This window comes from Streptomyces sp. GQFP, assembly GCF_021545335.1.
Classification (GTDB): domain Bacteria; phylum Actinomycetota; class Actinomycetes; order Streptomycetales; family Streptomycetaceae; genus Streptomyces.
In genome coordinates this window covers 7,609,683-7,632,492 of record NZ_CP089312.1, presented here as the reverse complement: position 1 = coordinate 7,632,492, position 22,810 = coordinate 7,609,683, and the positions used below count along the sequence as shown (strand labels likewise).

General features: G+C 66.9%; 17 protein-coding genes and 2 pseudogenes. 12 read left to right on the top strand and 7 right to left on the bottom strand.

The window, feature by feature from the left end; genetic code table 11:
• The first annotated feature begins 19 nt into the window (after window positions 1-19).
• Window positions 20-487, top strand: coding sequence for a SigE family RNA polymerase sigma factor (locus LUX31_RS34500; protein WP_235479222.1), 468 nt, complete (start codon window positions 20-22; stop codon window positions 485-487).
• An 85-nt stretch (window positions 488-572) separates the two neighbouring features.
• On the opposite strand, the gene LUX31_RS34495 is transcribed toward LUX31_RS34500, so the two are convergent.
• Window positions 573-1,304: a FadR/GntR family transcriptional regulator gene (locus tag LUX31_RS34495; RefSeq protein WP_268828242.1), complete on the bottom strand. Its 732-nt coding sequence runs from the start codon at window positions 1,302-1,304 to the stop codon at window positions 573-575.
• 257 nt (window positions 1,305-1,561) lie between these two features.
• Between LUX31_RS34495 and LUX31_RS34490 the strand changes: the two genes are divergently transcribed.
• From LUX31_RS34490 to LUX31_RS34460, 7 genes are all read left to right on the top strand, one after another.
• Entirely contained in the window at window positions 1,562-3,208 is a 1,647-nt protein-coding gene (locus tag LUX31_RS34490; protein WP_235479221.1) for an ABC transporter substrate-binding protein, read from the top strand.
• A gap of 50 nt (window positions 3,209-3,258) precedes the next feature.
• Window positions 3,259-4,218 carry an ABC transporter permease gene (locus tag LUX31_RS34485; RefSeq protein ID WP_235479220.1) on the top strand — a complete coding sequence of 320 codons (960 nt, stop codon included), beginning with the start codon at window positions 3,259-3,261 and terminating at the stop codon, window positions 4,216-4,218.
• Between the two features lie 52 nt (window positions 4,219-4,270).
• The gene (locus LUX31_RS34480) at window positions 4,271-6,253 is read left to right on the top strand and encodes a dipeptide/oligopeptide/nickel ABC transporter permease/ATP-binding protein (protein ID WP_443046088.1); all 1,983 of its coding nucleotides are present in this window, start codon (window positions 4,271-4,273) and stop codon (window positions 6,251-6,253) included.
• A gap of 44 nt (window positions 6,254-6,297) precedes the next feature.
• Entirely contained in the window at window positions 6,298-7,371 is a 1,074-nt protein-coding gene (locus LUX31_RS34475) for an oligopeptide/dipeptide ABC transporter ATP-binding protein (RefSeq protein ID WP_235479219.1), read from the top strand.
• Complete coding sequence (locus LUX31_RS34470; protein WP_235479218.1) at window positions 7,371-8,306, top strand: dihydrodipicolinate synthase family protein; 936 nt, start codon at window positions 7,371-7,373, stop codon at window positions 8,304-8,306. Before LUX31_RS34475 ends, LUX31_RS34470 begins: the two co-directional genes overlap by 1 nt.
• A 155-nt stretch (window positions 8,307-8,461) precedes the next feature.
• Window positions 8,462-8,683, top strand: a complete 222-nt coding sequence (locus tag LUX31_RS34465) for a hypothetical protein (protein WP_235479217.1) — start codon at window positions 8,462-8,464, stop codon at window positions 8,681-8,683.
• Window positions 8,680-9,036, top strand: coding sequence for a type II toxin-antitoxin system VapC family toxin (locus LUX31_RS34460; RefSeq protein WP_235479216.1), 357 nt, complete (start codon window positions 8,680-8,682; stop codon window positions 9,034-9,036). Before LUX31_RS34465 ends, LUX31_RS34460 begins: the two co-directional genes overlap by 4 nt.
• Window positions 9,037-9,391: 355 nt before the next feature.
• Here LUX31_RS34460 and LUX31_RS34455 read toward each other — a convergent pair whose 3' ends face one another.
• From LUX31_RS34455 to LUX31_RS34445, 3 genes are all read right to left on the bottom strand, one after another.
• Window positions 9,392-9,679, bottom strand: coding sequence for a hypothetical protein (locus tag LUX31_RS34455; protein ID WP_235479215.1), 288 nt, complete (start codon window positions 9,677-9,679; stop codon window positions 9,392-9,394).
• Window positions 9,680-9,749: 70 nt separating this feature from the next.
• Window positions 9,750-9,974 carry a DUF397 domain-containing protein gene (locus LUX31_RS34450; protein WP_235479214.1) on the bottom strand — a complete coding sequence of 75 codons (225 nt, stop codon included), beginning with the start codon at window positions 9,972-9,974 and terminating at the stop codon, window positions 9,750-9,752.
• Window positions 9,971-10,837, bottom strand: coding sequence for a helix-turn-helix domain-containing protein (locus LUX31_RS34445; RefSeq protein ID WP_235479213.1), 867 nt, complete (start codon window positions 10,835-10,837; stop codon window positions 9,971-9,973). The genes LUX31_RS34450 and LUX31_RS34445 overlap by 4 nt, the downstream gene beginning before the upstream one ends.
• A gap of 277 nt (window positions 10,838-11,114) precedes the next feature.
• On the opposite strand from LUX31_RS34445, the gene LUX31_RS34440 reads away from it, so the two are divergent.
• The 3 genes from LUX31_RS34440 (at window position 11,115) to LUX31_RS34425 (ending at window position 12,948) form a co-directional block, all read left to right on the top strand.
• Window positions 11,115-11,360: a hypothetical protein gene (locus tag LUX31_RS34440; protein ID WP_235479212.1), complete on the top strand. Its 246-nt coding sequence runs from the start codon at window positions 11,115-11,117 to the stop codon at window positions 11,358-11,360.
• Window positions 11,361-11,365: 5 nt separating this feature from the next.
• Window positions 11,366-12,133 carry an ATP-binding protein gene (locus LUX31_RS37745; protein WP_328285739.1) on the top strand — a complete coding sequence of 256 codons (768 nt, stop codon included), beginning with the start codon at window positions 11,366-11,368 and terminating at the stop codon, window positions 12,131-12,133.
• 305 nt (window positions 12,134-12,438) lie between these two features.
• Window positions 12,439-12,948, top strand: coding sequence for an SUKH-4 family immunity protein (locus LUX31_RS34425; protein ID WP_235479211.1), 510 nt, complete (start codon window positions 12,439-12,441; stop codon window positions 12,946-12,948).
• Window positions 12,949-12,972: 24 nt separating this feature from the next.
• On the opposite strand, the pseudogene LUX31_RS38040 reads toward LUX31_RS34425, so the two are convergent.
• Window positions 12,973-13,473 (bottom strand): annotated as a pseudogene (locus LUX31_RS38040) (transposase); the annotation flags it as partial.
• Between the two features lie 3 nt (window positions 13,474-13,476).
• On the opposite strand from LUX31_RS38040, the pseudogene LUX31_RS34415 reads away from it, so the two are divergent.
• Window positions 13,477-13,811 (top strand): annotated as a pseudogene (locus tag LUX31_RS34415) (transposase); the annotation flags it as partial.
• Between the two features lie 53 nt (window positions 13,812-13,864).
• Here LUX31_RS34415 and LUX31_RS34410 read toward each other — a convergent pair.
• Both LUX31_RS34410 and LUX31_RS37595 read right to left on the bottom strand, forming a co-directional pair.
• On the bottom strand, window positions 13,865-14,266 hold the full coding sequence (locus LUX31_RS34410) for a hypothetical protein (protein ID WP_235479209.1): 402 nt from the start codon (window positions 14,264-14,266) through the stop codon (window positions 13,865-13,867).
• Window positions 14,267-14,292: 26 nt separating this feature from the next.
• On the bottom strand, window positions 14,293-22,485 hold the full coding sequence (locus tag LUX31_RS37595; RefSeq protein ID WP_268828241.1) for a ricin-type beta-trefoil lectin domain protein: 8,193 nt from the start codon (window positions 22,483-22,485) through the stop codon (window positions 14,293-14,295).
• Between the last annotated feature and the right edge of the window lie 325 nt (window positions 22,486-22,810).

Sequence of the window (22,810 nt, the reverse complement as noted above, 5' to 3'; positions counted from 1 at the left end):
GTGGGCGAGAGGGTGCTCGATGCAGGCCGAACCAGAGGCCCAGTTCCATGATTTCGTCAGAGCGCGGTGGTCCCATCTGGTGCGCACCGCGTATCTGCTGACCGGCGACGCCCATCACGCCGAGGACCTGACGCAGACGGCGCTGGCGAAGGCGTACCGCTCCTGGCGGCGGGTCTCGCGCAGCGACAACCCGGAGGCGTACGTCCGTCGGATGCTGGTCAGTTGCAACAGCGACCGGTTCCGCAAGCGGCGCGCACGGGAGTCGCTCACCGACGCACCGCCCGAGACGGCGGGCCACGACGGGGCCATCTCCTGGGCCGACGAGCACAGCGCGCTACTCGGCGCGCTTGCCCAACTGCCGCCCAAGCAGCAGGCGGTGGTGGTCCTGCGCTACTGGGAGCACCTCTCCCAGGGAGAGGTCACCGACACGCTCGGCTGCTCCCAGGGCACGGTCAAGAGCCAGGCGTCCAAGGGGCTCGCGATATGAGGGTGAAGGGGCACCGCACAGAGGACGGCGCCCCCTTTCATGTACCTGCGCCGGTCCCCAGTACCCGCGTACGCCGCACCCACCCTCACCCCACCCCCCGCGACTCCTGCGCCGCCCGCGCCTCGATCCCCCGGAAGTGCACCGCCAGTGCCCGCTGCGCGCCCTCCACGTCATGGGCACGCAACGCCGTGACGATGTCCCGGTGCCGGCGGGCCGTCAGTTCCGGTGCCGGGTCGTCGTGCCAGCCCCGGGCGCCCGAGACACGGCGGAACACCGTCCAGAAGGCGCCGAGCAGCTGCGGTACGAGGGCGTTGCCGAGGGGGCCGTACAGCGCCTCGTGGAACTCGCGGTCGAGTTCGGGGAAGCGCCGGCCCGCGCGGCCCGCCTCCTCCATCCGGGTGACTACCGAATCCAGCCGGTCCAGTTCCGCGTCGGACAGCACGGCCGCGACCCGGCGGATCATCCCGTCCTCCAGCACCTCCCTGACCTGGAGTATCTCGGCGAGCGCGGCTCCGTCCCCGTCGTGCCGGGCGAGCGTACGGAACGTCAGTCCGTCAACCAGCGGGGTCAACGAGGCCTGTCCGACGTACGTCCCGTAGCCGTGTCTGATCTCGACGATGTCGAGGGCCTGGAGCGCCTTGAGCGCCTCGCGGACGGAGTTGCGGCTGACCCCCAGGGACTCCATCAGCTCGACCTCGGTGGGCAGCGGTGCGCCCGCCCGGAGTTTGCGGTCGAGAATCAACTGCATGACCTCGCGCTGGACCTGGCCGCTCACCCGCCGCTCGGGCCGGCGCCGCTTCCCGGACTCCTGAGACATGCGGCGCATCGTACGCTCGCCGGACATCCCACGTCCCACCTCCAGGCATATCAAAATCCAACCACCCAGAATTCGCAGCTGTCTTGATACGCCGTCGGCCGAATTTCATATCGCCATTGGTCGCACCTCTGGCAGATACGCCATTCGTGTGCGATCTCTTGACCGGCCCCACCGCCCCTCTTATGGTCACGCTGCCCCCTATGACGTAGGACGTCGTATCTCCTCACCTTTTCGGACCCCACCCCGCAGGAGGAATCGTGCGCGACGTGACCCGCGGAACAGCCCGCGACGTATCGACCGCCCCGCACCGCCGGTCGTTCCTGAAGTACACCGGCGCGCTGGGTGCCGCCGCCGCCATTTCCTCCTCGCTGTCGGCCTGTTCGTCCGGGCCGGAGTCCACCAACGACACCGGGGGCGGCGCCGGGGGCGCGAACAGCACGCTCACGGCCGTGATCGGCTACGGCAACGACGGCAGCTGGGACCCCACGCAGACGGCCTCCGCCTTCTCCATGGCCGCCAACAACCACATCTACGAGGGTCTGCTCGACACCGATCCCATCTCCCGCGAGCCGTACGCCGCGCTCGCCACAGCGGTCCCCGGCGATCTCTCCAGCACCTCCTGGAAGTTCACGTTGCGGGCCGGGGCGACCTTCCACGACGGAAAGCCGGTCACCGCCGACGACGTGGTCTTCGTATTCGATCGAATCCTTGATCCGAACACGCAGACGCTCGCCAAGGGCTTTTTCGCCAGTTGGCTGAAAGAAGTGAGAAAGGTCGACGCGCAGAATGTCGAGCTCGTGCTGAAGTTCCCCTTCCCGGAAGGGGTTTCCCGGCTGACGCTCGCGAAGATCATGCCGAAGCACGTCTTCTCCCAGCCGGGTGCCTGGGACGACGCGATCAAGGGAAAGGCGATCGGCTCGGGGCCGTACCGGCAGACCGCGCACCACCCGAAGTCGAACACGACGTTCGAGGCGTTCGCTGCCTACAACGGTCCGCGCAAAGCGGCGTTCAAGAAAATGAACTGGATGACGATAGTGGATGCCGCGCCCCGCGTCGCCAAGATCTCGGGGTCCAGTGCCGGCGCGCAGATCGCCGACAACATCCCGTACGCCAACATCGAGCAGCTGAAGAGCGGGGGGATGGACGTCCAGGGCGGGGCGGGGATGAACAACCTGTTCCTGATGTTCAACACCAAGCGCAAGCCCTTCGACGACGTACGGGTCCGCCAGGCGCTGCACTACGCCATCGACACGGAGAAGATGGTGGAGGTGGCGCTCAAGGGCCACGGCAAGCCGTCGTCGTCCTTCCTCAACGAGGCCAACCCCAGCTACCGGGCAGCAAAGGTGGTCTACGACTACGACCCGGAGAAAGCGAAGGCGCTCCTGAAGGAGGCCGGGGTCAGCGGGCTGAAGATCGAGATCCTGTCCGTGAACGTCAGCTGGATCGTCGACTGCCTGCCCACCATCAAGGCGTCCTGGGACGCGATCGGCGTCGAGACGACCCTCAACCCCCAGGAAACCACCGCGGTGTTCACGAAGATGGACCAGAAGCAGGACTACCAGGTCGTGTCGGCCGCCTCGAACCCCAACCAGTTCGGCCTCGACGCGGACCTGATCATGCACTACAACTACGGCCCGCAGAACCTCTGGATGGGCTACGCCCGTTGGGCCGACAACTCCGTGGCCAAGCAGCTCTTCAAGGACATGGACCAGGCCACGCAGGAGCCGGACCCGGACAAGAAGAAGACGATGATCCAGGACTACATCGACATCGTCGCCGAGGAGGCCGTGCTCTACCCGGTCGTCCACAACGAGCTGATGACGGCCTGGGACCCGAAGAAGCTCGCGGGGATAAGGGCACAGCCGTATCCGGGCATCAACCTCCTCCAGGCCAAGTGGGTCTAGGCCCTCTTCGGGCTGCCGCCAAACACCGCTAGCTGTACGGGAGTTCGTACGTGGTCGCCATCGCCAGAATCCTGGCCCGCAGGATCATCCTGCTCGTCCCGCTGATGCTCGGCATCGTGCTGTTCGTGTTCCTCGTCATGCGGTTCTCGGACGTCGACCCGGCCTCCGCGTTCTTCCAGGGCGCCAATCCGACCCCGCAGCAACTGCACGACTTCCGTGAACAGAACGGCCTGTTGGACCCGTTCCCCGTCCGCTACTTCCACTTCATCGGCGACCTGCTCCAGGGCGACATGGGTACCAGCGCGCTGACCCGCGCGCCGGTGCTCGAACAGGTCGCCACCGCCCTGCCGCTCACCGTCCAGCTCACCTTCCTGGGCCTGACCATCGCGGTGGTCCTGGCCCTGCTGGGCGGCGTCACGGCGGCGATCTACCGCGACCGTCTCCCCGACCAGATCATCCGCGTCGTATCGCTCACGGGCGTCGCAGCCCCCGGCTTCTGGCTGGCGCTGCTGATGATCCAGTACCTGGCCGTCGACCTGGGCTGGTTCCCGACGGGTGGCTACATCAACCCGGCCGACTCCTTCACCGGCTGGCTGAAGACGATGACGCTTCCGGCCCTCGCGCTCTCCCTCCCGGTCGCGGCACAGCTCACGCGCATCGTCCGTACGGCGGTGGTCGAGGAGTTGGACAAGGACTACGTCCGTACGGCGATCGGCAGCGGCCTGCCCCCGAGGGTGGTGGTGGGCCGGAACGTCCTCCGCAACGCGCTCATCAACCCGCTCACGGTCCTGGGCCTGCGCGTCGGCTACCTGCTCGGCGGCGCGGTCGTCATCGAGACGATCTTCTCGCTCCCCGGGATGGGCAAGCTGATGATCGACGCCGTGAAGAACGGCGACCCGGCGGTCGTCCAGGGCGTGGTCCTGACGACGGCGACCGGTTTCGTGGTCGTGAACCTGGTCATCGACATCCTCTATCTCCTGGTCAACCCGCGTTTGAGGGATGCGACCTGATGTTCCTCCTGTTCACGTTCACGCGAACGAAGGGTGCGGCCGGATGTTCATGATGTTCGAACGGGGGCGCCTGGCCGCCCTCCTCTCCCGCCCCGGCATCCGCCTGCGCGGCTGGCGCCGCCTCCCGGTCCTCTCCCGGATCGCGGTCTGCTTCCTGGCGCTGGTGGTGTTCGTGGCGGTCTTCGCCCCGTACATCGCCCCCGACGACCCCCTGGACCAACAGCCCCTGACCGGCGGCACGGGAGCCCCCTCCGCCGAGCACTGGATGGGCCAGGACAGTCTGGGCCGCGACATCATGAGCCGGCTGATGTACGGCGCCCGCTGGTCGCTGGCGATCGGCCTGGGCGCGACAGCACTTGCTCTCACAGTGGGCGCACTGATCGGCGCGATCGCGGCGACGTCACGCAAGGCGGTCGACGAGACGCTGATGCGCTGCCTGGACGTGGTGATGGCGTTCCCCGGCATCGCGCTGGCGGCCGTACTCGTCGCGGTCTTCGGCGGCGGCATCACGGTCCTGATCTGCGCGATCGCGTTCCTGTTCACCCCGCCGGTGGCAAGGGTGGTGCGGGCGAACGTACTTGACCAGTACGGCGAGGACTACGTCACGGCGGAACGGGTGATCGGCGCGCGCACGCCGCACATCGTCCTGAAGCACGTGGCGATCAACTGCGCAGCCCCCGTCCTGGTGTTCTGCACGGTGCAGGTGGCGGAGGCGATCGTCTTCGAGGCGTCGCTGTCGTTCATCGGCGCGGGTGTGCGTCCGCCGGACCCGTCCTGGGGAAGCGTCATCGCGGACGGCAAGAACATGGTCCTGACGGGCGGTTGGTGGGCGACGGTATTCCCTGGCCTGCTGATGTTGATCACGGTCCTGTCGCTGAACGTCCTCTCGGAGGGCGTGTCGGACGCGTGGGCAGCTCCGGCGGCGAGGGACGTGGAGGTCCGTGAGGAGGAGGACCCCCTGGAGGCCCCCGAGCCGGGCACGGGCAAGGTGCTGGCCCTGCCGGGCCTGACGGAAGCGGCGCAGAGACTTCGGGGGCGGGCCCGCCCGGTCCCCACGGGCCAACCGGTCCTGGCGGTAGAGAACTTGACGATCGGCTTCGCCGCGCGCCACTCGGGCGTGAACATCGTCGACGGCATCAGCTTCGAGGTCCACCCGGGCGAAGTCCTGGGCCTGGTGGGCGAGTCGGGCTGCGGCAAGTCGCTGACAGCACTGACGGTGATGGGCCTGGAGCCGAAGGGCGCGCGGGTGACCGGCCAAGTCCGCTTCAACCAGCGGGACTTGCTGACGGAGCCGATGCGCGTACGCCGCAAACTGCTGGGCCACGAGATGGCGATGATCTACCAGGACGCGCTGTCGTCCCTGAACCCGGCGATGACGATCCGCTCGCAACTGAAGCAGGTCGTACGAAGGGGAGGCCACCGCACACCGGAGGAACTCCTGGGCCTGGTGGGCCTGGACCCGGACCGCACCCTCCGCAGCTACCCGCACGAACTGTCGGGCGGCCAGCGCCAGCGGGTCCTGATCGCGATGGCCCTGTCCCGGGACCCGAAACTGATCGTGGCGGACGAGCCGACAACAGCGCTGGACGTGACGGTCCAGGCGCAGATCATCGAGCTACTGCTGCGCCTGCGCTCGGAGTTGGACTTCGCCCTGATCCTGGTCTCGCACGACCTGGCCCTGGTGGCGGACGTGACGGACCGGGTGGTCGTGATGTACGGCGGCCAGATCGTCGAAACAGGCGTGACGGCGGACCTGGTCGGCTCCCCGTCCCACCACTACACCCGGGGCCTGCTGGGCAGCGTGCTGTCGCTGGAGTCGGCGGCGGTCCGCATGACCCAGATCAAGGGCACGGTCCCCTCCCCCGCCGACTTCCCCAAGGGCTGCCGTTTCGCGGACCGTTGCCCGATGGCGACGGAGGCGTGCCGTACGACGGCCCCCGATCTCCTGGGCGTAGCCACGCACTTGGCGGCCTGCCACCACCCGGCGATCGACCTGACGACGCCGGAGCCGACGGGAAGCGAGAGCGTGAAGTGAGCACCACGACAGCTACTTCTGTTACGTCCGTATCGACTCCGTTGGTGGAACTGTCGGACACGCACGTGGTCCACAAGGCCCGCAGCGGCGGCCTGTTCACCCGGGACCGCGTATACGCCCTGACAGGCGCCGACTTCAGGGTCGCGCCCGGCGAAACGGTGGGCGTGGTGGGCGAGTCGGGCTGCGGCAAGTCGACGCTGGCGAAGGTACTGGTGGGCGTACAGCCACCGACGTACGGCCAAGTCTCCTTCCGGGGCGCCGACTTGTGGACGATGAAGCCGGCGGAGCGCAGATCAGCCATCGGCACAGGCACGGGCATGATCTTCCAGGACCCGTCGACGGCACTGAACCGCCGCCTGACGATCCGCCAGATCCTCAGGGACCCGCTGGACGTGCACAGGCGGGGCACGACGAAGGAACGGGAGGAGCGGGTAAGGGAGTTGATGGGTTTGGTGGGCCTGCCGCGAGCACTGGCGGACGGCTTGCCGGGCCAGTTGTCGGGCGGCCAGCGCCAACGGGTGGCGATCGCACGTGCGTTGGCCTTGAACCCGGACCTGGTGGTGGCGGACGAACCAACAAGCGCCCTGGACGTATCGGTGCGCGCCCAGATCCTGAACCTCCTCCTCGACCTGAAGGAGCGGCTGGGCCTGGCGCTCGTCTTCGTGTCGCACGACATCCAGACGGTACGGCGGATGAGCGACCGGGTGATCACGATGTACCTGGGCCGGATCGTGGAGGAGTCCCCGGCGGACGAGGTGACGGACAGAGCGCGTCACCCGTACACAAGGGCACTCTTCTCGGCGACACCGGGCCTGCTGGACCCGATCGACCCGATTCCGTTGGTCGGCCCCGTCCCATCGGCGACACATCCCCCGTCCGGCTGCCCATTCCGTACGCGATGCTGGAAGGCGAGCGATGTGTGCGCGGAGGGGATGCCGGAGTTCACGGCCGCGTCAATCCCGGGTCACCGTTTCCGTTGCCATCACCCTGTGGAGGAGGGCCGGGCGACGCGGGATCTGGTCACCCAGGCGGTAGCCGCCGTGCCCGACATGGCCTCTGACCTGCGGAACACCTCCGCAGCACCACCGCCCACCCCGAAAGACCCCAGGGAGCCCTGATGACCTTCCCCACCCCCCTGACCGGTGTCGTCCCTCCCGTCTGCACTCCCCTGACACCGGACCGCGGGGTGGACGTACGCTCACTCGTCAGGCTGGTCGACCACCTGGTGGAGGCGGGCGTGGACGGCCTGTTCGTGCTCGGTTCGTCGTCGGAGGCGGCGTATCTGACGGACGATCAGCGCAGGCTGGTGGTGGAGACGGTGGTGGGCCATGTCGCCGGGGCGCTACCGGTCCTGGCGGGCGCGATCGACATGACGACACCCCGGGTACTGGACCACGTACGGTCGGTCTCGGCGGCGGGCGCGGACGCGGTGGTGGTAACGGCCCCCTTCTACACACGCACCCACCCCTCGGAGATCGCCCGCCACTTCCGCCTGGTGGCGTCGGGCAGCCCGGTCCCGGTGGTGGCGTACGACCTCCCGGCGTCGGTCCACAGCAAACTGCCGGCCGGCCTGGTGCTGGAACTGGCGGCGGACGGTGTCCTGGCAGGCCTGAAGGATTCGAGCGGCGACATGGCGTCGTTCAGGGCGGTGGTGACGGGGGCGCGGACCCACCCCGGGATCGGCGACTTCAGCGTGCTGACGGGGAGCGAGCTGCTGGTCGACTCGGCGCTGGCGATGGGGGCGGACGGAGCGGTACCGGGGCTCGCGAACGTCGACCCGGACGGTTACGTCCGCCTGTACCGGTTCTGCCGGGCTGGTGACTGGGAGCGGGCCAGGGCTGAGCAGGAACGGTTGTGCGTGCTGTTCGGGATGGTGGGGGCGGGGGATCCGGTGCGGATGGGGGGTAGCTCGGCAGGGTTGGGGGCGTTCAAGGCGGCGCTTTATTTGCGGGGGGTGATTGACTGCCCGGTTACCGCTGATCCACAGATTCCGTTGTCGGAGGACGAGGTGGAGCGGGTGGGGAAGTTTTTGGCGGGGGCGGGGTTGTTGTAGGGCGTGCTGAAGGCGTTTCTGCAGCCCGCCTCCGCTTTTGGGGAAGTGGTTATGCAATGGCGCACCACCTCCACGCCATGGTCTAGACCTATCGCGCTCTCCCGTGCTTTCCGTATGCCTCTTCGCCGCCGCCCAGACATCCGTACTCTTGAGGCATGAGTACATTGCGGGACGAGCTGCACAACCTGATCGACCGGCTACCCGAGGACCAGGTGGCGCCGATACTGGCCATCGTGCGGGAGAGCACACCGTCCGAGGACGGCGGCGAGGAGTGGCCCCTGCCTGATTTCGCCGGCACGCTGTCCAGCGGAAAGGGCGATCTCGCAGCCCGGTCGAGTGAGATCCTTCGCACCGAGTTGGGACATCAGCCCGAGTGATCATCTGGGATACCGGTCCACTCGTCGCGGCCACGGACGCCGATGACAAGGATCACAAGCGCTGTGTCGAACTGATGCGGTACACCCCACGCCCACTGCTGGTGCCGTACCCCGTACTCACCGAGGTCTGCTACCTGCTGGAGCGGGAGAAGGGCACCCGCGCCGAGGCCGCGTTCCTGCGGTCGATCAGCAACGGGCAGCTCAGCCTGGTCCCACTGGCCCGCAGCGACATCGACCGTATGACCGAGCTGGTGGAGACGTACGCCGACTTCCCACTCGGCGCGGTCGACGCTTCAGTCTTCGCCATCGCGGAACGACTCGGCGCGGACTCCATCGCCACCCTCGACCGGTGACACTTCACCGTCGTGCGCCCCAGGCCTCCCCGAACGTTCGCGCTGCTGCCATAGGACCCGACGGGAGCCGGGTCTTTGCAGGGCGCGGAACCGCTTCGCTGCGTTTACGGACGGGGCAGCGGGTTCAGAACTCGGTGCCGCCTCCTGCGAACCGTACAAGCGACACGAAGGCGATGCGGATCAGGCCAGGCTCCGGACGCGGGGCCTCGTAGACGTAAGTGGCAGTGAGGGCCGGGCGCGCGTCCGTGCCTTCGAGCGTGTCGTATAGATCTTTATGTCACCGGAGGTGCAGCGGGCGCATCGACCGAGCACCGAAGCTTTCTCCAGTTCGGCGCGCAGTGCTGCTGTTCGCCGGTCAACAGTCAGTCCCTCGGGCCGCGCGGATCTCTGCGACAGCCGAGTCGACAGCTGTATCGAATTCAGGATCCTGGCGGGCGCTGATCCGGCCGCGGAACTCCTCGACCAGGCGGACGACTCCGGTGAGGTCGGCGGGGTCGGAGTGGTTGATCTCGCGGGCCAGGTCGGCCTCGAAGTCGTCGGCATCGCCGGGGAAGCCGTAACCCATGGTGAGGGCGGCACGGAGTTCACCGATGGTACGCAGTGGGAGATGGGACGGGCCAGAGTCTGCCGGGTGTGTGGTCATGGCGGTTGCGGCTCCCATTCACGATGTCGGTGTCACGGCACCGGGGCGTGACGTGCTCCGTCTGACGTCTCTACTTCAGCAGGAGGCTGCTCTGACCCTTGGCTATGCCTCCGACGAAGGCTCGATAGTCGTCCTCGGAGACAACGAGTATCCGAGCATCTGGATCACCGATGTCGTTGGAGTCGCGCAGGGCAACCACGCCGTCGATGAAGGCGACCTCCAGGCAGTTGTCGCCGCCGTTGCTCAGGTCGCTCTTGACCCAGGCGGCGTTGGTGAGGTCGACCTTCTTGTTCATGAGTAGCGGTCCTTGATCAGATCGTGGATGTAGCGCTGAGTGGCTTCCGCGTCGAGCGCTTCGGTGCGGAGGTGGTTGAAGGCGGTTTCGTAACGTCCGATGTCGCTATCTTCCTCCAGGTACAAGGATGTTGTCATCGGCTCGATCACGGCCACGGGCGGCCCTGCGGGGAAGTGCAGCAGGTGGAACGGCCCGTCGACGCCTGCGTGGGCCCCGTACGCGAACGGGAGAACCTGGATCGCCACGTTCTTGTTCTGTGCGGTGACGTCGAGCAGCCGTTCAAGCTGGGCCTTCATCACGTGCTTCCCGCCCACTTCGCGCTGCAGCGCCGACTCGTCGAGCACACACCAGAGATGCAGCGGGTTCTCACGCGACAAAGCTTCCTGCCGGACCATACGAAGCTCGACGAAGCTGTCGATCTCGCGGTCGGTCTGCCACTTCCGGCTGCGTTCCACGACGGCTCGGGCATAGTCCTCGGTCTGCAGCAACCCTGGAACCACCCACGCGAACGTGTCGCTCTTGGAAGCCAGTTCTTCGAGGTGCAGGTACTCGGCGAAAGGGTCGCGGATGGACTGGCGGTACTGATCCAGCAGGTTCGTCCGGCGCCCAGAGTTCGCGAGCGACGCGAGCCTGCGAAGCTTGTCGACGCGGGCCTTGTCCTGGAGTCCGTACACCTCGAAGAAGCCGGCGAGCGCGATGGGAGGGACCCGTTGCTTGCCGTTCTCGATCTTGCTCAGCGCCGGGGCGCCGGACAGCGACAGTCTGTCGGCCGCCTCGGCAAGGCTCATTCCCGCCGCTTTGCGCAGCGACCGGAGCTCTAGTCCGAGGCGCCTTCTGTGCAGGTTGGGCTGGGCGTCGGTCATGTTCTACCTCCCTGCCGCGCAGGGTATCGCCGCACATGGACCGTAGACGCTGATTTCCCTCTGAGAACTCTTTCGAGTGAGATACCTTGCGAGAAATATTGCTCGTACGCAATCTTGAGATGACCACACCCGCCGATGACCGCCTCGTCAGGCCCATGGGCATCAAGTCCACGTGCACGACCGCACCGAGGGAGCCTTCATGCGACAACTGATCAGGAGACTCGTGGACTGGCCAAGGGTGTTCTCGTCACCTGGGCGGCACCGCAGGAAGTATCTATTGCCGCGTGTACCGCCGCAGGAATCTCCTCGCACCAAGCCCGGTGTCCCGGTCGCCCCGACTGTCCGCGCCTGGTACGAGCCCATCGACGGAGCCGACGTCGTACTCGTCCGCCCCTACCTCACGGCGTACGAGTACGAGGAGACGGCCCGACTTCAGCGGCTGCGCCGAGATACCCCGTGGTTCGCCGCCTACGGTGTCGACCTCGACGCACGCGACATTCACCGCCGGCTGGAGTTCGCGTGACGGACATGAGCGACGGCGAAGTGAATCATGCGGTGCGGCTTCTGCCCTGGACCGGCAGCGAGGGCCAACCCTGTCTCCTCGTCTCGGACGGCACCGGCCCTGTCACCCGGATCGCCGACCGGGTCGAGACCGTACAACTCGGCCTGGCGAACAGGCTTCTCGGTCGCGCACAGGAGTTGATCGCGGTACCAGAGTTGTCGATGAGTGAACTGGGCGTGCTTGCAGATCAGTTGACCGAAGCACTCCGTGACGCACTGCTCATCGCCGAGTGCCGTGGCGCTCGCCTCGGAGCAGTGGGGCATGGCGCCCACCACCTCGACAAGGACATCCACGACGTACTCGCACACACCTCGGCCGGCCTTCAAGCCCTCGCCACGCTCTCGCTCCCGGGCTCGAACTTCGCTTCGGCTCGCGTTGCCCGCCGCTGCGTACGGAACATGGCCGAGTTGCAGAACCTCCCTTCCTGCGCGGTGGACAATCTGGAAACGATCACCGGAGAGTTGGTGGCCAACGCCTTGGAACACAGCGACAGCCACACCATCACGGTCACAGTCACCCTGACCACTGAAACGGCCACAGTCAGCGTGACCGACGAGGGCGGGGGGCACGGGCTGCTGGTACCGGCGCCAGCAGGACCGAGACCGGAGGAAGAGTGCGGGCGGGGACTGCTGATCACTGAGGCACTCGCAGCCCGGCGGGGAAGCCGACGGACAAACAGGGGCCTGACGGTGTGGGCCGAGGTCGATACCGATATCTCGGACCGTGTCGAATGAATCCCGCGATCACCCTCACAGGGGCACCACCACAGCCTCATACCTGAAGCTGAAGAGCTGTGTGTGGGGCCGGAGTTCAGATGAACTCCGGCCCCACACGGCTACTCGGGCGGCTTGGGCTCCGAGCCCGTTATCGAGCCGCTGAGGTGATCGTTGCTCAGATCAGTTGTTGGGGTGGGCAATGGTGATGCCGCTGGCGCTACTGAACCTGATTGGGTGATGTCGGGACCAATCGACCGGCATGAGTCTCCCATCTCGCGGGCCTTTGGGTGTTGCCTGGCAGTCCATCGGGAGAGGATCTCCCCGTGAGTCAGCCCCTGCCGCAGTTACCGAAGCCCGAGTTCGTCTTGGTCTCCATCGAGGCCCCACCCGAGGTGCCCACCCAGATCGCTGTCGATCTCAGGGAGACTGGCATCCCAGGCGGGTTCATCGGATACGAGTACCGGCCGCTGAGTGAGCCGGTGCACTTCGGAGGCATCGGTGAGCGGGGGCTGGTCGCCATCGCGACGAGTGGCCTGTTCGGACGCATCGCCGTCGACGTGGCCAGTGGTCACGTGGTGCAGATTCCCATGACCGAGTCAGCGACATCCAGTCACGTGAACAGAGACCTCGGCGCCTTCAACCGATGCGTCTCCGCCGTGATCGAACACTTCCCGTTCTACGCGGAGGGCGACGAGGAGAGATACGAGGAGGTGGCGGAAGAGCTGCGCGACCTCGTCTCCCGCATCGACGAGACCGCTCTCGTGCACAACGGGTTCTGGGAGACCTTCTGCGACGACGTGGCGATCGGGGACTACCCGGACTGGCATGAGTGATCTGGGACTGGTCCCCGGCTTCGGTCAGCCGTCCAGGCTCAGGCCGTTAGCAGCGATGCAGCCGTCAACGAGGGCGGGGCGGTACTGGATTCCCCTTGAGTCGACGTTTCACGGCTCGGGTGATCTCGCCGAGGTCCGCGGCAGCCAGGTTGCCCAGGTCGCGATTGACCAGCGCCCAGATACCCTCGGTCAGATTGAGGCCAGGGGCGTAAGCCGGGAGTTGGAACACGGTCAGCCACTCGGCATTCGCGTCGATGAACTCCTTTATACCGGCGGTAAAGGGAGCTGGACTTTGTCTCAGACCAGCACGATCGGGCCCCCGAGCTGGATACGAGCGCGGACGACCAGGTCGCGGAAATCCCGCCAGCCGAAGCCCTTCAGCTCGTCCTTACGCCCCCGATACTCGCGGATCGCACAGACGAGCCGAGACCGCCGGCCCGGCTTGAAGCAGGCCATGCCCGCCATCGACACCCGCCCGGAGCCTCGGCCCCTCACCCGCACGACCGGGGTCTGACCCATCCGACCCCGGTTGGGCAGCCATTGCCGAGCGACCGCAACGACTTCAGGGCATGGGAGTTGTCCGGCGCGAAGGATGCTGTCGGCCGCGCCACGGTGATCGCGGACGGCGGCTACTGGGGCACCGGCCTGATCATCCCGCACCGCCACGAACCCTGCCAGACCGAACTCTCGGCCTGGAAAGAGGAACGCAACACCTCCCACCACAAGGCCCGTGCCCGCGTCGAGCATGCCTTCCCCGCATGAAGACCTGAAAGGCCCTTCGCGACTGCCAACTCAAGGGCGACGGAGTCCACCATGCCATGTTCGGCATCGCCCGCCTGCACAACCTCACCCTCACCGACTGAGAAAGAAGTAAGCAGGTTGACAAACACCTCGTAGATCATTTGCGGGAAAACGCTCAATCAGGCCGCACTTCTCGCAGTTCAAATGCTGCCCTCCTGGCCTCCTCCAGTGGGCCAGAGAGCAGCTTCTTCCGCTTCCCCCATGCCTCCGCTCTAGCAATGGCCTCATCAAGAAGGTCAAGCAATTCTTCTCGCGCATCCTTCTCGGGGTGCCTTGGAAGTGCTACCTGAACAACCAGCGATCGAAAATCCGCCAGAAATGATCCGATTCTAATACCGGAGAATTTTGGAACGTAAACTTCCCCTGGAACAAGGTAAGTAACCGTTAGATTGAACGGAACATTAGATGGCCTACCCAGTTCCGGCACCCCCCGCAAAGAATCGAGTACGGAGGTCCACCGTTTGTCCTCAATCCCTCCACCGATGATTGACTTCAGAGACAGGGGAACGAGGAGCACATTTGCGTCTCCATCAATTTCTGACATCACAACCCAAGATTCATTTTCCCCGCGTGCGATTCCTTATTGAACGGGCCAGGCCAACGCTGCACGATCCACTTCTCCAGATCAAGCATATCCGAGCGCGAGCCACTAGTTAGCACACGCATGCGATCTGCGCCCATTGTGGCCATATCTCTCGCCGAGTACCGGCCTGCCGGATCTTGAGTGATTCCAGTCTTGAGGTAACCCCCATTTGCATCTTCCAAAACGTACAGGTAGTTCGTCGCGGAACTGTTGCGCGAGTTTCCGTGAGTGGACGGAGTCGAATTCGGCCGCGGGTTGAGACTGGGACCCATCTGTCCATTGGCCAGCCTGGGCTGAGCCCCAGTAGCGCAAGCGCAAGCAGTCGAGTGATCTGCGGTGCTGCCTCCGCAATTGTGAACGAGTACCGGTGTAGCCCCCGCCAGCACATAGTACGTGTGGATGCTGCTGACGGTGAGGTTGTGGACCGTAGCGTCCTGTGCCGTCCAGCGCTGGATAGCGGTGATCTGGACGAGGGTGCCTGCCCCCGTCTGGAGCCACTGGCCGACCTGCAGATCCGTCGCGTCGAGCCACTCGCCCAACTCCGGAATCCAGAAAGGGTGGCCATCGGTAGCCGTGACCCCGGAGGTCTTCGACCCCCTCTTGCCGTCGGTGTCGATGGTGACGTCGACCAGGTGCTTGATGCCCTCGCCCTTGATCTCAGCGGTGACCGTCTCGGGTTTGGTCTTGCCCGTTTCCGGGTCGGTGGCCAGAACCTCGTCGCCGACCTTGACATCCTTGATCGCCTTGGTGGAACCGTCTGCCATCAGGACCCGGGTGTCAGGAGTGAAGCTGTTAGTCGCCGCTCCCCCGATTGGGCAGCTGCCGCCCGAGCTGGAGCCTCCGTCAGACCCGCCGCCCGAGTCAGAATCGTCCCGCCCCGACCCCCCACGCGACCCACCCGACTTGGACTCCGCCTTGCCCCCGCCGTCCGACCCCTTGGACTGCGAAGTCTTGCGAGCCTGGACCTGCGGAGCATTCCCCCGCGCGCCCTTGGACCCCGTATGGGACTTCTTCTTCGCAGCCTCAGCCGCCGCCTTGGCGGCTTCTCTCGCCTTGCGTTTCGCCTCCGCCGCAGCAGCCTCCGCCGCCTTCTTCGCCTTGATCAGCGCCGCCTTGGCCGCCTTCGCCGCCTTCAGGCCCGCCTCGGCGACCACCTTCGCCGCGCGCCACGCCTTCACCGCGCCCAGCGTGGCCTTGAAGGCCTTCCACATCTTCTTGCCCTTGGAGAAGACGCTCGTCCACGGAATCGCGTCCATCAGCAGGCTGCCGCACGCCCACAGGTCACCCTGCGAGAAGCAGCCCACGATGTCGTTCCAGCCGACGAACTCCTTGAACACCGCCCAGCCGACCGACAGGATCACATCACCCATCGACACCGACAGCGTCCGCTGATACTCCGCGATCTTCGCGTCCAGTGCCGCCATCGACGCGTCGAAACTCGACGCCGACGAGGTCAGGCCACTCGGGTCCGAATGCGTCACCGGGTTGTTGTTCGCGTACGAGTAGCCGTTCGCCTGGAGCGGGTCGCTCTGGTCCAGGACCGGGTCCACCGAGATGAAACGGCCTGTCGCCGGGTCGTACTCCCGCGCACCCAAGTGCACCAGGCCCGAGCCCGCGTCGTCGTCACCCGTCGCGTACGCCGTACGCGAGCGTGTCGCCACGTTCGACGTGCGGTCCTCGCCCCACGGGTCCTTCTTGCTCACCCGTACCGACTGGTCGCCGTCCAACTGCACCTCGGCCAGCGGGGTGCCGTTGTGATCGACCGCGTTCGCGAACACCTGCTCGTCCGCGCCGGACGTCGACGATGCCTCGCGGTAACGCGTCACCGTCGGGGCGCCACCATGGCCGTACGAACGCTCCGCCGAGCGCAGCTTGCCCGTCGGGGTCAGGGAGACCGTCGTGTCCGGGAGATGCAACACCGCGCCGGCGGCCGAGCGCTCCAGCACCCGGTTGCCCATCGCGTCGTACACGTACGTCGTCTTCGAGGCCGGCTTGAACACCTGGCCCGTCGCCGACGCCGAGCAGGTCGCCAGGACCAGGTCGATGCCGTTCGTGAGCGACGCGGCGTTCATGCACAGGCTCGTGCCCACGAGCTTGATCAGGCCCGTGTCCAGGACCTCCCAGTGCTGTGCCGTCGTGGCCTTGTTGCACGTCTGGATCTGCACCGCCGCGCCCGCCGCCGCACTCGTCGGCTGTGCGCAGCGGCCGCCGACCACGAACTGGCCGATGGCCGCGTTCTCGACCGTGCCGTTGTTGTCGGTGTCCAGCGCGTCGAGGCGGAAGTTCTGCGCCTTCGTTCCGTTGCACACGTACAGCTGGAGAGCCGTCCCTGCTGTGCTACTCGCACCGGTCAGGTCCAAACACATCTCCGACGCGCCCACCCACGCCCCGGAACCCTCCGGGCCGAAGCCCGTCACCGACTCGACCTGGCCGTCCCACGTCCAGGTCAGGCCCTGGGAGGTGTCGCCGCCGGTGGTGCGCTCCTTGAGGTTGCCCGCCGCGTCGTACGTCTGCGTGGAGCGGGTCTTGACCTCGGCCCCGGCCGACGTGTGGGTCGTGGTGTCGTACGAGGTCAGGGTGTGCGGCTGGTCGTTCTTGACCGTCGCAACATCACTGGTGCCGTGGTTGTAGTCCGTGGTCACGTCGTTGTTCGTGGCCACCGTCCCGGACGTGACCGTCGGGTCCGCCTTGTGGACCGTCTTCGACTTCCGGTTGCCCAGCACGTCGTACTCGTACGACTGCCAGTAACCGGCGTTGTTGGACGAGACGTTGATCGTGCCGTCCGAGTACACCGGCTCGGCCGTCGTCTTGCCGGCGGCCTTGCAGGCTCCGCCGTTCGGCGTCGTCCATGCCGTCTTCAGCTGGCCCAGTGCGTCGTACGTGAAGCACTGCTGGTCGGTGGTGGACGTGGCGCCCGAGCCGAGCTTGTCCGCGACCGACAGGATGTTGCCCGAAGGGTCGTACGAATAGGCGCGCTCGCTCACCTCGTGTGCGGCCACGACCGACGTGTCGGTCGCGTTCTCCCGGACCAGTGCGCTGGTGAGCAGTTCGCCCGTGGACTCGTTGAACGAGTTGTCCTGCCACAGGCGGTGGCCGATCTCGCCGACCGTGGAGCGCAGTACCTGCCCGTAGGGCGAGTAGTCGGTCTCGGTGACGTACCAGTCGTCGCCGGAGACCGTGACCGGGAGGCCAGCCTCGTTGTAGCGGGTGATGACGGACTCGGCGGTCAGACCGCCCACTTCGGGGGTGGTGTACTTCTCCAGCTGACCGTCGTCGTTGTACGTGTAGTTGTACGTGTAGTTGGTCTTGAAGCCGTCCGCTGTCGTGCCCGTTGTCGTGCCGTCGGGCATCGTCAGTGTCATCGACGTCGGCTGGTAGTCCGCCGTGTAGCCGGCGATCGACGTCGTGTACCCCTCGCCGTCCGTGTAGCGCTTGGCCGAGGCGAGCTGGCCCTTGCCGCCGGGGGCGGAGTCGTACACGTACGACTGGACTGCCCTCGAAGTCTCGCCCGCCGGGGTGAAGTTGACCTCCGACACCCGGAGGTAGGGCTCGTAGCTGTAGGCCAGCTTCCCGCCGAGGGCGTCGGTCGCGGAGGCAACGCGGCCCGCCGCGTCGTAGTCGGTGCTCGTGCTGCCGGCGTCGGGGTCGGTGGTGCCGACGACCCGGCCGAGGGCGTCGTACGTCCAGGTGCGGGTGTGGCCCACCTCGTCCGTGGAGGTGACCATGTCGCCGCGCAGGTCGTACGCGTACGTCGTGGAGATCGCGTTGGCATCGGTCAGCGCCGTGTCGCTGTACGTGTCCTGCTGGACCGTGCGGCCCAGCGCGTCCGTCCACACCCGGGAGCCGGGCGTGCCCTTGGGCTGGTGGACGATCGTGTAGTCCAGGCCGTACTCGTAGCGGGTGGTGCGATCCGTGCTGGGCACGGCCGTCCCGCCGTTGTCGTGCGTCGTGCCGTCCTGCGCGTACGAGTTGTGGTACGGCGTGACCGTCAGCACGCGGCCCAGGCCGTCGTACGTGTATCTCGTCTCGTTGGGGACCAGCGAGTCGGAGTCGGGAACGACCAGCTTGGTGCTGGGCTCGCCCGCCATGTAGTAGGCGTTGTTGGTCTTGCTGACCTGGCCGGAGGAGTTGTGGAAGGTGTCGGTGACCAGCTTGCCGCCGCCCACCGCCGGGGTCTGGGACTGGCGTTCGCGGCCCAGACCGTCGTAGATCGCGGTGGAGGCCGTGTAGACGGCCTTGGTGCCGTCGGGCGCCGAGGTGGGGTTCCGCTCCAGTGACTCGGTGACCACGGACACCGGCTCGTTCGCGACCGTGTTGTACGTGTAGCGCGCCGTGGGATCGTCCGTGGCGGGCTGGGTGGGGTCCCAGGCGGCCGTCGTGCGGCCAAGCGCGTCGTACTCGTACGACGTGGCGCGGCCGTTGGGGTCGGTCGAGGTCAGGGTGGCGCCGCGGCCGGGTTCCACCGTGGTGACCGAGGTCAGGCCGGGCTCCGCGTCGGTGACGTCATCGTCCTGGACCGTCGTGATCTTGTAGACCTGGCCGGAGGACGGTTCGTAGGACGTGGTGCCGGTCACCGCGGTGGGGCCCTTGACCTCCTTGACCCGGCCGAACTCGTCGTACGTCGTCCGCGACTCGGGGAAGGTGGAGTTCCAGCCCGTGCCCGCCTCCGTCGGCACCACCGTGCGGGTTGCCTGGCCCTTGGTGGGCGTGGCGGTCAGCGAGGTGGCGTCGTCGTAGAACACGCGCGAGCCGGTGACCAGCGTCGAGGCCGTCGCCGCCGACAGCGCCGTGGAGCAGGTCGACGTACCCGTCGTGGTGATCGTCTGGCTGACCAGGCCGATCAGGTAGACGCCCGTGACGGCGTCGGTTTCCTTGGTGTCGTTGTTGACGTACGTGGTGCGGGTGCACGACTCGTCGTTGGGCTGCGCCTCGTCGCCGTACTCGCGGACCTCGGTCGGCAGACCGTACGTCGCGTCGTAGTCGGTCTCCGTCCGGACCGTGCGCAGTTCCTCGTCGTCGCCCGGGCGGGTGCCCGAGGACTTGGTGATCGTCTTGACCGACCCCAGCGTCACCCGCTCCGACACCACGTCCGGGCCGTCCGTGCGGTCGCGGGTCGCCAACCGCACCGGTGCGTCCGGGTAGTTGACCGTGCGGGATATCCAGTCGGCAGTGGTGTCCGACGTGTAGTCGGGGTAGGTCAGGGACTCCGCGACCATGCCCGCGTAGGCCTTGAGGTCGTCCGCGATGTCCGCGCCGGTGATGTCCTTGACCTTCAGGGTCCGCTTGGTGCCGTCCGCGAGGACGTCGTCGCTCATGCCCCGCAAGTAGCGGGTGACCGACTTGGAGGCGACGGTGCCCGAGGGGGCACCCGTGTCGCCGGTGACCGTGATGGTGGTCGGATAGCCGCGCCAGTCGTCCCACGTGCGGGTCTTCGGACGGGAGAACTCCGCCTGGTTCTTGGCCCACAGCGCGCCGGCGACGAGGTCGGTCCCGTCGGTTTCGTACTTGTACTCCGTCGTCACGTCGTTCACCGCGTCCGCCAACTGGGCGTCCTCGGTGATCTTCTCCACCACGTACTTGTGGAACCAGGAGGTGTGCTCGTCGGCCAGGTTTCCGTCCGCGTGCCAGTAGGCCGGATAGCAGCGCAGCGTGTTCTTGTCCGGTGCGGGGAAGTTCGTGCCGGTGAGGCACGCCTTCTCGGGTGCCTTGTACGTGATGCGTGTGCTGCCGCCGTACTCGGAGACCACCGTTTCGATGCGCAGCCGGCCGAACAGCGGGTCCGTGTCGCCCGCGCCCTCCTTGACCCGGTTGGGCAGCGGCGCGCCGTTGTGGCCGAAGCGGACCGGGTTGAGGGGCTGGGTGTCGCCGTCGACCCCGTAGCCGGTGCGGGTGATGGACTCCAGCCACAGTGCGGTGTACTCGCCGGTCAGGCCCCAGGGGAACGACTGGGCGAGGCTCCAGGAGTCCACCTTCGAGAGGAGGGTCGTGCCGTACGTCGTGTCCGCGATGCCGCAGGCGTGGCGGGAACCCGAGTCGTCGGCCGGGTTGTACTCGGTCAGCGTCACGCCCTGCTCGCGCTGGGCGCACGCGGTGACCGTCGCGAGGCGCTTGCGCGACCAGAACGTCGGACCGTACGTCGAGCACTTCGCGCCCGTCTCACAGGCGAGGTCGGCCGGGGTGTCGTACCAGGGCCGGGTGAGATCGGACTGCTTGGAGTCGAAGTTGGTCTCGGAGCACTCCGGCGTCCCGACACCTGCGTCCTTGAAACAGCGTTCCTGGGCGGTGAAGTTGACGCGCCCCAGCGGTTCGGCGGTGAACAGGGTGCTCGCGCGCTGGCCGTAGTCGATGCGGGTCAGGTAGCCGGCTCGGTCGTACTCGACCGCCTTGGCCACCTTGTTGTTCTTGGCGTAGGCGTTGGTCTCCTTGTTCCACCACAGCGACATCGCGTTGCCGTTGAGGTCGACGACGTAGTCGAGCTGGAAGCGCCAGCCCTGGTCGCAGAAGGAGTCCTCGAACTTGGTGGCGTGGCACGGGTCGCTGCTGTGGTTGCCCGCGACCGGCACGTTCAGGACCGACTCGGTCTCCTCGTCGCCGGAGGACCAGCCCGGCAGACGGTTCATGCCGAAGTAGTACTGGGTGCCGTCGCTGGTGGTGACCCGCCAGAACTCCCCGTCGTTGTCACCATTGTTGGACGTGTGGGTGACACCGAGGATGCGCTTGTAGTCGTCGCTGGTGAGCAGTTCGACGCGGGTGTTGTCACCGCGGGCGCTCTTCCATTCACCGGTGTCGTCGTCCAACACCAGCTCGGTGGTGGTGCCGTTCAGGGACAGCACCGCGTTGTACGAGCCCCAGCACTGGTCGCCCGTGAACTTGCCCGCGTTGTTCGCGTTCGCCGTGTCGGCCGCGCAGCCCACGAACGTACGGGTGATCGCACCCGGGTTGTAGTCCCAGCCCTCACCGATCCACGAGACCTGGTTGTTCGTGGCCGACGTACGGCCGTCCGAGGACTGCGAGTTGTAGCTCAGCGTCACATTCGGCGACGGACCCGCGGGGACCTGCGGGCCCGCCATCGTGTACGCGTACGTGAACGCGCCCGACGAGCCGCCCTGCGACCAGGAACCGGCCGAGGCGATCGGCGTCGCGCCGAAGTCGCCGCCGGAGCCCGCCCCGTAGGAGGTGCCCATCACCAGCGCGCCGCCGACGGAGGAGGCAACCTGCTGTGCGCTCGCTGCCTGGCTGTCGCCGCGCCACACGGCCGAACTCACCGACGGGTCCTCGCCGTTGCTCGCGGCGGTGGAGGCGCCGGTGGTCGCGGCGGCCGCTACGGAGTTCAGGTCGGCCGTGTCCACGGTCAGGTTGAGGAACGTCTCCTGGACCTGCTCCTCGGTCTCGGCGCCCTCGGCCGGCTCGTCTGTCGCGGTGTCCTCGCCCGGGTCCGTCTCCGAGCCCGTGTCGTCGCCGGTCTCGCCGACCGGGACGGTCACCTCGTCGGCGGTGCGCTCTACCTCGGTGGTCAACGGGACGCCCGTCGAACACCCTTCCTCGTCTGGGGTGGTGAGGTAGCAGGCGGGCATCAGGGCGAAGGACAGCCGGTCCAGCCACTGCGCGCTGTACGCCTCGGCGAACCGGGTCGCGTCGATCTGGACGACCGCCTCGCCCGTGGCCGTGTCCGGCGGGGCGACCTCGAGAAGGAGCCCCTGCGCTCCGGCCGCCACCGCCTCGGCCTCGGGCTTGACCTCGACGGTCCACTCGCCCTCAAGGGCGTCGGCCTCGGCGGCCGTCGCGTCCTCGGGCGCGCCGACGCCGACGGTCACCGTGCCGTCGGTGGAGGCGGCGACCTGCTTGGTGGTGCCCGCGGCCAGGTCGGCGACCGGCACATCGGTGCCGATCGCCGCCGGCACCGGTACTACTGCCGCCGGGTTGTAGGCCTCTTCCGGCTCGGTCGAGGGGACGCCGTCGAGTTCCCCGAGCTTGTCGCTCGCGGTCTCGTCGAGGACGAGAGTGTCCGTGTCCTGGAGGTCGTCGAGTTCGACCTCTGTCGTACGGGGGTTGTTGTTGTCGGGCCCCAGGGCCACCGCGCCCGGCAGGACAGCGATGTTGAGGGCGAGGAAAACGGCGGCGACGACACCGAGCCGTGCTCTTCGGCGTATCAACCGCTCACGAGACGACCTGCGCGCCAGCGAACCTCTGCCGCACCACGACAAACCCCCACCCACGGCCAACCGACCTTCCCCCAGCCCGATCCACAACCATCAGAGACGTTCAGGCCGTTGGCACACGGCGATCAACGATGAGGACGAACTTGCGGGTTTGTGAAGATCCGCGTCAAGGCGAGATAAAGCTGTGTTAGCTATGTCACTTTCCAAATCTGAACAAAGACCAGCAAAAAAACGTGTCAGGCCCGCCACCCTCCCGCTCGGTCTATTTCCTTTCTCCACAAGGGTGTTGATCTCGTAGGGGTCGCCTGCTCATACTCCA

What these genes read in the sequence shown, in the direction of transcription:
- LUX31_RS34500 (WP_235479222.1), top strand. Translation starts at nt 20, where the DNA reads ATGCAGGCCGAACCAGAGGCCCAGTTCCATGATTTCGTCAGAGCGCGG.
- LUX31_RS34495 (WP_268828242.1), bottom strand. Translation starts at nt 1,304, where the DNA reads ATGTCTCAGGAGTCCGGGAAGCGGCGCCGGCCCGAGCGGCGGGTGAGC.
- LUX31_RS34480 (WP_443046088.1), top strand. Translation starts at nt 4,271, where the DNA reads ATGTTCGAACGGGGGCGCCTGGCCGCCCTCCTCTCCCGCCCCGGCATC.
- LUX31_RS34470 (WP_235479218.1), top strand. Translation starts at nt 7,371, where the DNA reads ATGACCTTCCCCACCCCCCTGACCGGTGTCGTCCCTCCCGTCTGCACT.
- LUX31_RS34465 (WP_235479217.1), top strand. Translation starts at nt 8,462, where the DNA reads ATGAGTACATTGCGGGACGAGCTGCACAACCTGATCGACCGGCTACCC.
- LUX31_RS34455 (WP_235479215.1), bottom strand. Translation starts at nt 9,679, where the DNA reads ATGACCACACACCCGGCAGACTCTGGCCCGTCCCATCTCCCACTGCGT.
- LUX31_RS34450 (WP_235479214.1), bottom strand. Translation starts at nt 9,974, where the DNA reads ATGAACAAGAAGGTCGACCTCACCAACGCCGCCTGGGTCAAGAGCGAC.
- LUX31_RS34445 (WP_235479213.1), bottom strand. Translation starts at nt 10,837, where the DNA reads ATGACCGACGCCCAGCCCAACCTGCACAGAAGGCGCCTCGGACTAGAG.
- LUX31_RS37745 (WP_328285739.1), top strand. Translation starts at nt 11,366, where the DNA reads ATGAGCGACGGCGAAGTGAATCATGCGGTGCGGCTTCTGCCCTGGACC.